We start from the raw sequence: 12,825 nt of genomic DNA, 5'->3' as shown, positions 1-12,825 counted from the left end.
GGCTCTCAGCTGGGCAGCGCCGGTAGTTCCCGCTGGTCCAGCCACGCGGTGAACAGCGGCTCCAGGCGGCGGTTCGCGTGCTCGGCGGCCAGCGAGGTGAAGTCCTCGGTGGTCGCGGTGCCGTGGCGGTGCTCGGCCGCCCAGCCCCGCAGCAGCGCGAAGAACGGCTCGTCGCCGATCTCGTGCCGGAGCGCGTGCAGGGTCAGCGCACCGCGCTTGTAGACCTGCGGGTCGAACATGCTGGACACGCCCGGGTCGCCGATGCGGAGATCCGCGGCGACCTGGGCGTGCCAGTCCGCGGCGTGCTCCTGCGCCGACGGGCCGCCCGAGCGTTCCGACCACAGCCACTCGGCGTAGGTCGCGAAGCCCTCGTTGAGCCAGATGTGCCGCCAGTCGGCGATGGTGACGCTGTTGCCGAACCACTGGTGGGCGAGCTCGTGCGCCACGAGACGTTCGTGGGTGCGCCGCCCGTCGACGTGGTTGGCGCCGAAGATCGACATGCCCTGCGCTTCGACGGGGTCTTCGAGCTCGTCGTCGGTGACCACCACGACGTACTCGCCGAACGGGTAGGGGCCGAACAGCTCGCGGAAGCAGTCCATGATCTGGCCGTGGCGGCCGAAGTCGACCGCGAAGTCCTCCTTCAGCCGCGGTGGGATCGCCGCCCGCTGCGGGACCTGGCCCTCGGCCAGCTCCGCGTCGGTGTAGGGGCCGACCTGGACGCTCATCAGGTAGGTCGAGGTCGGTTCCGGCCGCTCGAAGACGTGGGTCGTGGTGCTGCCGCGCCGCTGCTGCGACACCAGGTTTCCCGTCACCTGCACCGAGAACGGCGAGGCAGCGGTGAACGAGACCCGGTACGCGGCCTTGTCGGACGGGTGGTCGTTGCAGGGGAACCACGACGGCGCCCCGATGGGCTGCGCGGCGACCATCGAGCCCTCGGTGAGCTCCTCCCAGCCGATCTCGCCCCAGCGGCCCGCGATCGGGTGAGGCGTGCCCGAATACCTGACCTCCACGCGGAATTCGGCGTTGTCGCCGATGGGTCGCTGCGGCCTGATGCGCAACTTCCCGCCGCTGTGGGTGAACTTCGCGGGCTTGCCGTCCACCAGCACCCGCCGCACCCGCAGGTCGGCGAGGTCGAGGCTGAACCGCGACAGCGCCTGCGTCGAGGTGGCCGAGATCCGCGCGGTGCCGCTGAGCCGGTTGGGCCCCACCTGGTAGTCCAGGTCGAGGTCGTAGTGCTCGACGCGGTAACCGCCGTTGCCGTGCTCGGGCAGGTAGGTGTCGGCCGACCGGTCCGCACCCGGTGACGGAGCGCTCGTGCTCGGAGAACTCACCGGTTGCGTCCCCTCTGCCAGTTCGTGATCGGGTTCCCGAGCCAGCGCGTGCCCGCGGGCACCTCGTCGCCGCGGGTGACCAGCGAGCCCGGTCCGATGGTGGTGTCGGCGCCGATGCTCGCGCCGGGCAGCACGATTCCGTGCGGGCCCAGGGTAGCGCCGGGATCCAGCCGGACCTCGTCGAGCCGCATGACCCTGTCGTGGAACAGGTGGGTCTGCACCACGCAGCCGCGGTTGACCGTCGAGCCGGCCCCGAGCCGCACCAGGTCCGCTTCGGGCAGCCAGTAGGTCTCCAGCCACACGCCGCGGCCGATCTTCGCGCCCATGCTGCGCTGCCACATCGTCAGCAGCGGGGTTCCGGTGGCCGAACCGATCAGCCACGGCACCGCCAGCACCTCGACGAACATGTCGGCCAGCTCGGTGCGCCACACGAAGGAGCACCACAGCGGACGCTCACCGGCGCGGTAGCGGCCGACCAGCAGCCACTTCACCGCGGTCGCCACGACGCAGGCCAGCAGCCCGGCGCCCAGCATGACCGGTCCGGCGAGCAGCGCCGCGCCCAGCAGTCCCGCGGTGGCGTGCAGCTGCGCAAGCGCCGCCAGCACCAGCACCGACAACCCGATGCTGAGCACGACCGGCACGAACCGGAACAGCTCGACGACGGCGCGGGCGAGCTTGAGTCGCAGCGGTGGCGCGAAGGTGCGGCTGCGGTCGCCCCGATCGACCGACCTGCGCAACGGCATCGGCGGCATCCCCAGGTACGACGAGCCCTTCTTGGCCTTGCGCGGCGTCGACGACAGCACGCCGACCAGACCGCGCTTGGGCACCCGGCGACCCGCCGCGGTCATGCCGGAGTTGCCCAGGAACGCCTGCTTGCCGATGCGCGCCGGGGCCACGTGCAGCCAACCGCCACCGAGGTCGTAGGTGGCGACCATGGTGTCGTCGGCGAGGAACGCGCCGTCGGCGACGTTGGTCATCTTCGGCAGCGCGAGGACCGTGGAGGCTTCGACGTCGCGGCCGACCTTGGCGCCCAGCAGCCGCAGCCACACCGGCGTGATCAGGCTCGCGTACAGCGGGAACAACCCGACGCGCGCCATGTCCATCAGCCGCTCGGTGGCCCACACCTGCCAGGCCACGCGGCCGTGGACCGGGTGGAACCCCTCGTGCATGCCGATGCTCAGCGCGCGGACGCAGATCACCACCAGCAGCGCGTAGCCGAGGAAGTAGGCCGCGCCCACCGGCGGCACCACCGGCGCGGCGCGCAGCAGCGCCGAGCCCAGGTCGGGCGAGCCGGAGATCGCGCGGGCGAACAGCAGGACGCCGGGCACCGCGGCCACCGCCGGGACCAGTCCCAGCAGCATCGAGGCCAGCCCGTACATCGCGACCCAGCGGCGCGAGCGCGGCGGGCGGCTGGACGGCCAGGTCAGCGCGGACTTGCTCACCTTGGTCGCCGGGGAACCCGACCAGCGCTGCCCTGCCGGGACCGAGCCGTGCACGGTGGAGCCTGCGGCGATCTCGGCCCGCTTGCCGATGCGCGCACCGGGGAGCAGCGTGCTGCGCGCGCCGACGCGCGCGCCCGCACCGATCCGGACCTTGCCGATGTGCACCCGGTCGCCGTCCACCCAGTGACCGGAGAGGTCCACCTCGGGTTCGACGGCGGCTCCCCTGCCGATCTTGAGCATGCCGGTGATCGGCGGCGGCGAGTGCAGGTCGACGTCGTCGGCGACCTGGGCGCCCAGCGCCCGCGCGTAGAACGACGTCCAGGACGCGCCGGAAACGCCCGTGGCGCCGGAGAACTCGGCGAGCTGCTGCGCGGTCCACAGTCTCAAGTGGACGCTCCCGCCGCGCGGGTAGGTGCCCGGCCGCACGCCGTCGAGCAGGAACCGGGCGCCGACCGCGGAGATCGTGATGCGACCGGCGGGTGTGAACAGCACCAGCCAGGCCGCCGCGATCCCCCACCACGGCACCGTGGGCAGGAAGCTCACCGAACCGGCCCAGGTCAGCACGTTGCTGATCGCCGCGAGCGCGGTCAGCCACCGCAGTCCCACCAGCGAGAGCATCGGGATCATGATGAGCAGTTGCAGCAGGCCGGTCCGGCGCGGTGTCGGCGCGACCTCGCGCTGGGCGTTGCCGGTGTCGGCGTCGAGCGCGTCGAGGTGCGCGGCCAGTCCGCCGAGCGTGGGCTCCTGGTAGATGTCGGCGACCGAGACCTGCGGGTGGCGCAACCGGATGCGGGCGATGAGCTGGGCGGCGGTGAGGCTGCCACCGCCGTGCGCGAAGAAGTCCGCGCCCGGGTCGGAGACCTCGACGCCGAGGATTTCCGCCCAACCCTCCGCGAGCCACGACTCGGTGCCCGACAGGGCCGAGGTCTCCCCCGGGCCTGCGGTGGGCAGCGGCCACGGCAGGGCCGCGCGGTCGACCTTGCCGGAGGTGCGGGTGGGCAGGTCGTCGATGATCGCCAGCAGCGGCACCAGCGCGGCGGGCAGGCGCTCCTGCAGCTGCCGCACGGAGGCGTCGTGGTCGACGTCCTCGCTGCTCGGCACGACGTAGCCGACCAGCACCTGGTTCCCCGCCGCGGTGGTCTGCACCGCCGCCGCGGCTCCCGCCACGTCGGGCAGGGCGGCCAGGGCGGCGTCGACCTCGCCGAGCTCGATGCGGCGGCCGCCGAGCTTGACCTGCTCGTCAGCCCGTCCGACGAACACCAGGCCCTCGGGTTCGGCCCGCACCACGTCGCCGCTGCGGTAGGCGCGGGACCAGCCCAGCGACGGCAGCGGCGCGAACTTCTCGGCGTCCTTGTCGGCGTCGAGGTAGCGGGCGAGACCGGCGCCGCCGATCACGAGCTCACCGGTGCCGCCCATCGCGACCGGGCGGCCCTCGTCGTCGACGACCGCGAGGTTCCAGCCGGCCAGCGGCAGCCCGATCCGGACCTCGTCGTCGCCGCTGAGCCTGGCCGCCGAGGCCACCACGGTCGCCTCGGTGGGCCCGTAGGTGTTCCAGACCTCGCGGCCCTCGACGTCGAGCCGTTCGGCGAGCTCCTGCGAGCACGCCTCGCCGCCGAGGATGAGCAGCCGGATCTCCTCCAGCGCCTCGACCGGCCACAGCGCGGCCAGGGTCGGCACGGTGGAGACGACGGTGATGCGCTGCGCGACCAGCCAGGGTCCGAGGTCGACGCCGGTGCGCACGAGGGCGCGCGGCGCGGGCACCAGGCATCCTCCGTGCCGCCACGCCAGCCACATCTCCTCGCACGAGGCGTCGAAGGCCACCGACAGCCCGGCCAGCACCCGGTCGCCCGGGCCGACGGGTTCCTCGGTGAGGAACAGGCGCGCCTCGGCGTCGACGAACGCGGCGGCGGAGCCGTGGCTGACGGCGACGCCCTTGGGCTTTCCGGTCGAGCCGGAGGTGAAGATGATCCACGCGTCGTCGGACGGGGTGGGGTCGCCGGTCTTGCCGCCGGGGGTGCGGCGCAGCCGCAGCTCGCCACCGGTGCTCAGCACCGCGCACACGTCGGCCTCGGTGAAGACCAGCTCGACGCGGTCCTCGGGGTCGTCGGCGTCGACGGGCACGTAGGCGGCGCCGGCGGCGAGCACGCCCAGGATCGAGACGTAGAGCTCCGCGGTCCCGGAAGCGATGTGGATCCCGACCCGGTCACCGGCACCGATGCCGGATTCGGCGAGGCGCCGGCGCACGGCGTCGACCCGGCCGGTCAGGCGGCGGTAGGTCAGCGCGGTCGTGCCGTCGTCGATGGCGGGCGCGTCGGGGTGCCGCTCGGCGGTGGTGGTGAGGACGTCGATCAGGGTGCGCTGGTCCGGCGCGAAACCCGACCAGTACACGGCGCTGGTCGTGGACCCGGGGACGTCGTCGAGGGATTCGTGCGCCGTCGTCAGCGTCACCGAGGCCGCCGTTCGGCCGGCGGCACGGCTGGGGAACTGCGAACAGGACCTGAACCCACGGCGTCTGTCTCCTGTCGTCAGAGCGCGCACTCCGGATGACGCACGCGCGGCAGACCGACCAGCCTACGATCTCCGGGAGATCAACGCCCGCTCCAACCCCTGTTCACGTGCTGGTGCTCACAGCGAACAGCTGTTCTGCAACGCCCCGTGACGGCGCCTCGCGTTCCCGGGTTCAGGGTCCATAGCCCCTGGCCCGCCCGCGCTGGCGGGGTCATGGTTGCGGGGGTTTCTCTCTGGGGTGAGCTTTCATGATCAACGGAACACGATCGGCCGCGAGCGCGCTGCTGTGCGTCCTCGCGATGACCGCCGGGCTGATGACGGCGACAGCGCCGCCCGAGGCCGACGCCGCTCCCGGGCTGCCGCCGGGGTTCGTGTTCCGCGACCAGCCGAGCGGGCAGGCCGCGTTCGACCTGACCGACTTCACCTACTTGCCGGACAACAGCGCGCTCAGCACCGGCAAGCAGGGCAAGGTCGCCTGGGTGTCCACCGGCGGGAAGGTCAACACGCTGGCGACGCTGCCGGTGGACACCGCGCAGGACCTCGGGCTGGTCGGCGTCGCCGCCGCGCCCGACTACCAGACGTCCCGGCAGATCTACCTCGCTCGCGCGGTGCCGGACGCCGCCGACGGCTACCTCCTGCGGCTGTCCCGCTGGACGGTCGAAGGCAGCCCGGAACCGACCCGGATCGTCGACGAGCGGGTGATCTTCGAGACCAAGAGCTTCTCCGACGTGCACGCCATCACCGGCATCATCGCCGCGCCGGACGGCACGCTGTGGGTCTCCATCGGCGACCTGGCCAGCTACCGGTTCACCGACGCCGCGGCGTTCCAGACGTTCGACCTGGACTCGCCCGCGGGCAAGATCGTGCACATCACGCCGGACGGCCGCGGGGTGGCGAGCAACCCCTTCTACCAGTCGTCGAACCCGTCGTCGTGGCGCAGCCGCGTCTACGCCAGCGGTTTCCGCAGCCCCTTCCGGCTCTCGATCGACCCGTCCACCGGGACTCCGATCGTCGGCGACGTCGGGTACGGGACGTGGGAAGAGGTCGACTTCGTGCGCCCGGGCCAGAACTACAAGTGGCCGTGCTGGGAGGGCAACCACCCGGCTCCCGGGTACGCCGACCGGCCGGAGTGCGCCAACGTCGCCAACACTCCCCCGGTGTGGGAGTACCACCACGGCAGCGGCGTCGACGAGGGCAACAGCGTCACCGGCGGCATCATCTACCAGGGCGAGAGCTACCCGGAGTCCTACCGGGGCGCCTACTTCTTCGGCGACTACAGCCAGCGCAAGCTCTGGACGCTGCGGCTCGACGCGCAGGGCGCGCTGGTGCAGCGACCGCAGAGCCCGCCGCTGGGAACCGACATCGGCGGTCCGGTGAAGTTCGAGGCGGCGCCCAACGGCGACATCGTCTACGCCGACATCTACAGCGGTTCGCTGCGCAGGCTCAGCTACTCCGCGGCCAACAACCCGCCGGTCGCGGCGGCCACCACCACGACCGATCCGGCCACCCGCACGGTCACCTTCGACGGCTCGGGCTCGATGGACTTCGACGGCGACACCCTGCGCTACGACTGGGACTTCGGCGACGGCACCACCGCGACCGGGGTGCGCGCCACGCACACCTACGCGCCGGGAACACAGCGGTTCACCGCGAAGCTGACGGTGCGGGACCCGCTCGGTGCCTCCGACCAGGTCGACGTCGTGGTGGTCCCCTCCAACCACTCGCCGGAGCTGACGCTGACACCACCACCGCAAGCGGACTTCGCGGTCGACGACCCGATCAGCCTCACGGCCGAGGCCACCGATGCCGAGAGCGGCCCGCTGGAGGTGACCTGGACGAGCTCGGTCGTGCACTGCGCCGAGGAGACGACCTGCCACGATCACCCGGGACCCGGCGCGCAGGGCCCGGCGTTCGACACCGCGTTCACCGCGCACCCGGACGCGCGGATGACGTTCACCGCCACCGCGACCGATGCCGAGGGCGTGTCGACGTCGAAGACCTACACCGCACTGCCCCGCGAGCACCTGCTGACGCTGGCCAGCAACATCCCCGCGGTGCTGCAGATCCCCACCGAAGGCGGGGCCAGCTCGGCGATGGTCACCGAGGGCGCGAAGCTCGACGTGCTGGCAGCCGAAACGGCCACCGACGGCGGGTCGAAGTTCACGAGGTGGACCGACGGGCCGACCGCGCGCTCCAGGCTCATCACGATGGGGCCCGCCGACCAGACCCTCAACGCCGAGTACCGGTCCGCGATCGACCAGCGGTACGACTCCGATCCCGGGCTGCGCGCGCTTCTGGGCACGCCGACGGGACCGGAGACCACCGACGGCCCGGTGCACTTCCGGACCTACCAGAACGGCAGGCTGTACTGGAGCGCGGGAACCGGGGTGCACGAGGTGCACGGCGGCAACCTCGCCAAGTACCTCGAACGCGGCGGGCACGCCGTCTTCGGCGCTCCGACCACCGACGAGACCGCCACACCGGACCAGGTCGGCCGGTACAACCACTTCGCGCTGGGCGCGTCGATCTACTGGACGCCGCAGACCGCGTCGCACGCGGTGTGGGGCTCGATCCGCGAGCAGTGGAGCAGGCTCGGCTGGGAAACCGGCCCCATCGGCTACCCCACCACCGACGAGTCGATCACTCCGGACCAGGTGGGGCGCTACAACCACTTCAGCAAGGCCGCCTCGATCTACTGGACGCCCCAGACGGGGGCGCACGGGATCTGGGGGGCGATCCGCGACAGGTGGAGCCGGATCGGCTGGGAGACAGGGCCTGTCGGCTACCCCACCACGGACGAGTCGATCACTCCGGACCAGGTGGGGCGCTACAACCACTTCAGCAAGGCCGCCTCGATCTACTGGTCGCCGCCGACCGGTGCGCACGAGGTGTACGGCCGGATCCGCGAGCGGTGGGTGGCGCTGGGCTGGGAGCGGTCGTACCTGGGTTACCCGACCACCGGGGAGTTCTCGGTCTCCGGGGGCAGGCAGAACAACTTCCAGCACGGCTTCATCCGCTGGATCGCCGGCAACAACTCGGTCATCGACAGGCGGTACTGAACCACCGGCTCAGGTGGTCTCCTCGTGCCCGCTCAACGCCGTGTAGCCGGCGACGAGGTTCTGCCGGAACGCGGCTTGCTGGTCTTCGGGGATCGCGCCGAGCACCTCGTCCTCGATCGCCTCGATCACGGGGTCGCAGCGCTGCAGGACCTCGCGCCCGGATCCGGTGAGCGAGATCAGCAGCACCCGCCGGTTGTCGGGGTCGCGGTGGCGTTCGATGTGCCCGCGGTCCTCCAGCCAGCGCACCATCTCGTTCATGGTCTGCGGGGTGACGAACGAGCGGCGGGCCAGCTGGGCGGAGCTGAGGCGGTCGCGATGCCGCAGCGCGGTGAGCGCCGTGAACTGCAAGGTGGTCAGACCGTGCGGGCGCAGCGCCTCGTCCATCCGCGCCCGGATCGCCAGCTGCAGGCGCTTGACGAGGTAGAGGGTGCGCGGTTCGGCGTTGTCGTGGCTGGTCACCGACACATCATCGCGCACGTTCGCGGTGGCCCGCTCGGGTGTCATGCCAACCGCTCCCGCACCGACGTCTGCTGGGCCTTCCCGGAACCCGTGCGCGGCAGGTCGCCCCAGAACTCCGGCCGCTCGGTCGCCTCGCGCCCGGCGAGACCTGGGCGGTAGGACTTCTCGACGAGGAACCGGGACTGCTCCAGCTTGGCGCAGAGGTGGTCCTCGGCGTGCTCCCACGGCATGTCGCGCGAGACCTCGCAGCCGACCTCGGCCGTCGGCAGCACCACCGGGTTCATCGAGGCGAGCTCGAGCGCCGGCTCGCGGGTGCGGTCGCTGCCGACCGGCCCGGGCATCGCCGGGCCGGTCCGGGGGTCAGCGGGCGGCGGCGTTGGCCACGGCTCGGTCCGACAGCGCCCGCTGCGCGGCCTGCCACCGGCTCGCGTCGCCGCGCCAGGTCTCCAGCGCGGGGCCGACCAGCGCGCGCCCGAACGAGTAGGTCAGCTCCCAGGGCAGCGGTCCGCAGTTCTGCATGGCGCCGAGGTGGCGGGTCGCCAGCTCCGGGCTCTGCCCGCCGGAGAGGAACGCGATGCCCGGCACCTCCGGCGGGACCGTCTCGCGCAAGGTGTCCACTGTGGTCTGCGCGACCTCCTCGATCCCTGGCTGCTGCGGGCAGTCCTTGCCCGCGACCACCATGTTGGGCTTGAGGACCATGCCGTCGAGCCGCACCTGCATCAGGGCGAGCTCGTCGAACAGCGCCCGCAGCACCACGCGCGTCACCTGCTGGCACCGGGCGAGGGTGTGGTCGCCGTCCATCAGCACCTCGGGCTCGACGATCGGCACCAGTCCCCCTTCCTGGCAGAGCCCGGCGTAGCGGGCGAGCCCGTGCACGTTCGCCCGGATCGAGCGCTCGGACGGACGTCCGTCGCCGATGGTGATCACCGCGCGCCACTTGGCGAAGCTCGCCCCGAGGCCCACGTACTCGGTCACGCGGTCGCGCAGACCGTCGAGGCCTTCGGTGACCTTCTCGCCGTCGGCCCCGGCGAGCGGCTTGGCCCCGGTGTCGACCTTGATTCCGGCGAGGATGCCCATGTCCGCGAGCGCCGCAGGGAAGGTGCGCCCGTCCGACAGCTCCTGCCGCAGGGTGTCGTCGGCCAGGATGATCCCGCTGATCGAATCGGCCAGATCGGGAGTGGTGACGATCAGTTCGCGGTAGGTCCGCCGGTTCTCGTCGGTCGGAGCCACACCCACGCCTTCCAACCGCGAGGACATCGTGGAGATGCTCTCGTCCGCGGCGAGCACTCCCCGCCGGTCGGAGACCATCCTTCGAGCGATTTCGTTCAAGGTAGCCATGTTCCGCTTCGCCTCCTAGCGCACCGCGCGAGAACCCGTGTCGATCGGCATCCGGTGCCGTCGGGAGATGTGCCCGAATCGCAAGGCTGCACGGCTCCGAACTCCCGGTCAACGCGCTGAGCACGAAGCGGCGAACACGTGGCACGAACGGTTGTCAACACCCTCCGGGCGGATCGATCAGATCGATTCCATTGCACGATCCAGCCAGCACGCGTATTCTTCACCCGGCGACAAAAACAGCGTGTTTTCACTGATTTTCGCGTCGACCACATGCGACTGCACCCGCTCCGCAGCACGGCGACCACTCTGGACGAAGGCGGCCGTGATCGCAGAACGGGTGCAGCAGCGAGAGATCGAGTTCTCCTTGGCGCTAGAGCCCGAGGGCTTCGGTGACGAACTTCGCGCGCCGGCGCGAGACCGGCACGATCCACCCGTAGTTCTCGACGGTGAGTTCGAGCTCGCCACCGTCCTTGCGCGTCACTTCGCGGACGCGGTTGAGGTTCACCAGGTAGCTCCGGTGCACCCGCACGAACCCGCAGGCCGCGTACTTGTCGTCGATGTTGTCTATTCCATCGGTCGCGCACCGGAAACGCCCGAGATCGGTTCTCAGCCAGACGGCCCTCCCGACGGATTCGGCCACGATCACCTCGGCGATGTCGAACAGGACCTGCCGGTCCCCTCTGATCCCGACAACACGTCGCGTCTCACCCAACGCATCCTCCCGTTGCAGTGTTCCGGAAGCCACTCGCTCGTCCGACCCCGTCCAGGACGCGGTGCCCGGACCTGCCCGATCAACGGTGTTCCCGCGATGTACCAACGCGTTTCGGCGGACGGTCACATGATCCGCCCGCCGGCCCGTCTCGCACCTGATGAATTAGGCGCGGGGTGAAGGAGAGCTCCGGTGGGTGCGGGCGCCGTGCGCTCGCACCCCGGCCGGATGTCTCCTTCACCCCACCGCACCGCCGATCGCGGTGCGGTCGTCACTCCCGCCGATCAGTCCGGCAGCGTGAACACGATCAGCGCGCTGCCGTGGCCCGCGCCGAGCATGCCGGGGATGATGCCCTCCAGCCAGCCGCCCCAGCCGACCGGAACGGCGACGTACTGCTTGCCGTCGATCGAGTAGGTCATGGGACTGCCGTGGTGGCCGCTCCCGCACTGGAACTTCCACAGCTCCTCACCGGTCCGGGCGTCCAGGGCCAGGAACTCGCCCGTCGGCGTGCCGGCGAACACGACGTCACCGGCAGTCGCGAGCACGGAGGAGGCCATCGGGTACGGGTTGCGCCAGCGCCACTTCTCCTCCCCGTGGGAGTCGAACGCGCTGACCGACCCGGCCATGTTGTCGATGTCCACCTGCACGGCGGCACCCCAGTACGGCATGCCTTCCTTGAACTCGCGACGACGCCGGGTCGCGGTCGCGCCCACGTCGGCGACCGGCACGTAGAACATGTCGGTGCGCGGGCTGTAGGCGGCGTGCGTCCACTCCTTCGCCCCGGCCGGGCCGGGGTAGAAGTGGACGGGCTCGCCCTCCTTGTCCGGGTACTTGCGCGGGGTCACCTTGCCGTCGCGGGTGATGGTGCCCCAGTCGATCCGGTCGACGAACGGCGTCACGTGCTGCAGCTCGCCGTTGGTGCGGTCGAGCACGAAGAAGTAGCCGTTCTTGTCGAAGTGCCCGAGGAGCTTCTTCCCGTCCCGCTCGAACAGGGTCATCTCCATCGTGGAGTCGTAGTCCCACAGGTCGTGCGGGGTGAACTGGTAGTGCCAGCGGATCTGGCCGGTGTCGACGTCGACCGCGACGACGCTGTCGGTGTAGAGGTTGTCGCCCTCGCGCACCGCGCCGTCGAAGTCGGGCGCCGGGTTGCCGGTGCCCGCGTAGTACAGGTTCGTCTCGGGGTCGTAGGTGCCGGTGACCCAGTGGTTGGCGCCGCCGCGCGCCCACGCCTCGCCGTCAGCCGGCCAGGTCTCCGAGCCCGGCTCACCGGGCTTGGGCACGGTGTAGCAGCGCCAGCGCTGCTCACCGGTCTCCAGGTCCCAGCAGTCGATGTGCCCGCGCACGCCGAACTCGCCGCCGGCGCTGCCGGTGATGATCGTGTCCTTGATGACCAGCGGGGCCAGCGAGGCGCTCTCGCCCGCGCGGACGTCGCCGATGGTCTTCTCCCAGACCTTCTCGCCGTTGGTGGCGTCCAGCGCGAGCAGGTGGGCGTTGGGGGTCACGAAGTAGACCTTGCCGTTGGCCACCGCGGAACCGCGGTTGACGTTGCCGCAGCACAGCGAGACGTCGAAGGGAACCGCGTGCTTGTAGCGCCAGAGCTGCTCACCGGTCTTGGCGTCCAGGGCCCAGAACCAGCCGTCCCAGCCGGTCACGTACATGACGCCGTCGACGACCAGCGGACAGGTCTCGAAGGCGTAGGTCGAGGCACCGGCGATCTGCCCGGAAGTTCCCGCCTGGAAGATCCAGGCCGGACCGAGGCGCTTGACGTTCTCGGTGTTGATCTGGTCCAGCAGGCTGTACCGCTTGCCGTCGTAGTCGCCGTAGTAGGTGATCCAGTTGTGCGATTCCGAGCGCGCGTTGAGGATGCGCTCGTAGTCGATGTTGTCGGTGACGGCCGGAGCGGTGCCGGAAACGGCGCTCAGCGCTCCGTGATCGATCGCGTCACCGGCGTCAACGTATTCGACTGTCATCAGTTCGAT

At 71.0% G+C, this 12,825-nt stretch carries 8 protein-coding genes; 1 reads left to right on the top strand and 7 read right to left on the bottom strand.

Going from position 1 to position 12,825, the window contains the following annotated elements:
* Positions 1–5: 5 nt before the first annotated feature.
* Positions 6–1,331, bottom strand: coding sequence for a M1 family metallopeptidase (locus tag E1202_RS11075; protein ID WP_132682707.1), 1,326 nt, complete (start codon positions 1,329–1,331; stop codon positions 6–8).
* Complete coding sequence (locus E1202_RS11070) at positions 1,328–5,221, bottom strand: Pls/PosA family non-ribosomal peptide synthetase (RefSeq protein WP_132682705.1); 3,894 nt, start codon at positions 5,219–5,221, stop codon at positions 1,328–1,330. The genes E1202_RS11075 and E1202_RS11070 overlap by 4 nt, the downstream gene beginning before the upstream one ends.
* Positions 5,222–5,529: 308 nt before the next feature.
* Between E1202_RS11070 and E1202_RS11065 the strand changes: the two genes are divergently transcribed.
* Positions 5,530–8,340, top strand: coding sequence for a PQQ-dependent sugar dehydrogenase (locus E1202_RS11065; protein ID WP_132682704.1), 2,811 nt, complete (start codon positions 5,530–5,532; stop codon positions 8,338–8,340).
* Positions 8,341–8,349: 9 nt separating this feature from the next.
* On the opposite strand, the gene E1202_RS11060 is transcribed toward E1202_RS11065, so the two are convergent.
* The 5 genes from E1202_RS11060 to E1202_RS11040 all read right to left on the bottom strand — a co-directional run bounded on the left by E1202_RS11060 (position 8,350) and on the right by E1202_RS11040 (position 12,816).
* Positions 8,350–8,844, bottom strand: a complete 495-nt coding sequence (locus E1202_RS11060) for a MarR family winged helix-turn-helix transcriptional regulator (RefSeq protein ID WP_132682702.1) — start codon at positions 8,842–8,844, stop codon at positions 8,350–8,352.
* Complete coding sequence (locus E1202_RS11055; protein ID WP_132682701.1) at positions 8,841–9,140, bottom strand: Clp protease/crotonase-like domain-containing protein; 300 nt, start codon at positions 9,138–9,140, stop codon at positions 8,841–8,843. Before E1202_RS11055 ends, E1202_RS11060 begins: the two co-directional genes overlap by 4 nt.
* Positions 9,141–9,159: 19 nt before the next feature.
* Entirely contained in the window at positions 9,160–10,137 is a 978-nt protein-coding gene (locus tag E1202_RS11050; protein ID WP_132682700.1) for a class I fructose-bisphosphate aldolase, read from the bottom strand.
* A 370-nt stretch (positions 10,138–10,507) separates the two neighbouring features.
* On the bottom strand, positions 10,508–10,849 hold the full coding sequence (locus E1202_RS11045) for a LytTR family DNA-binding domain-containing protein (protein WP_165943824.1): 342 nt from the start codon (positions 10,847–10,849) through the stop codon (positions 10,508–10,510).
* 281 nt (positions 10,850–11,130) lie between these two features.
* Positions 11,131–12,816, bottom strand: coding sequence for a PQQ-dependent dehydrogenase, methanol/ethanol family (locus E1202_RS11040; protein WP_132682697.1), 1,686 nt, complete (start codon positions 12,814–12,816; stop codon positions 11,131–11,133).
* Positions 12,817–12,825: the final 9 nt, after the last annotated feature.

Source organism: Saccharopolyspora karakumensis (assembly GCF_004349225.1).
GTDB lineage: Bacteria > Actinomycetota > Actinomycetes > Mycobacteriales > Pseudonocardiaceae > Saccharopolyspora > Saccharopolyspora endophytica.
This window is presented reverse-complemented; position numbering and strand designations above follow the sequence as displayed.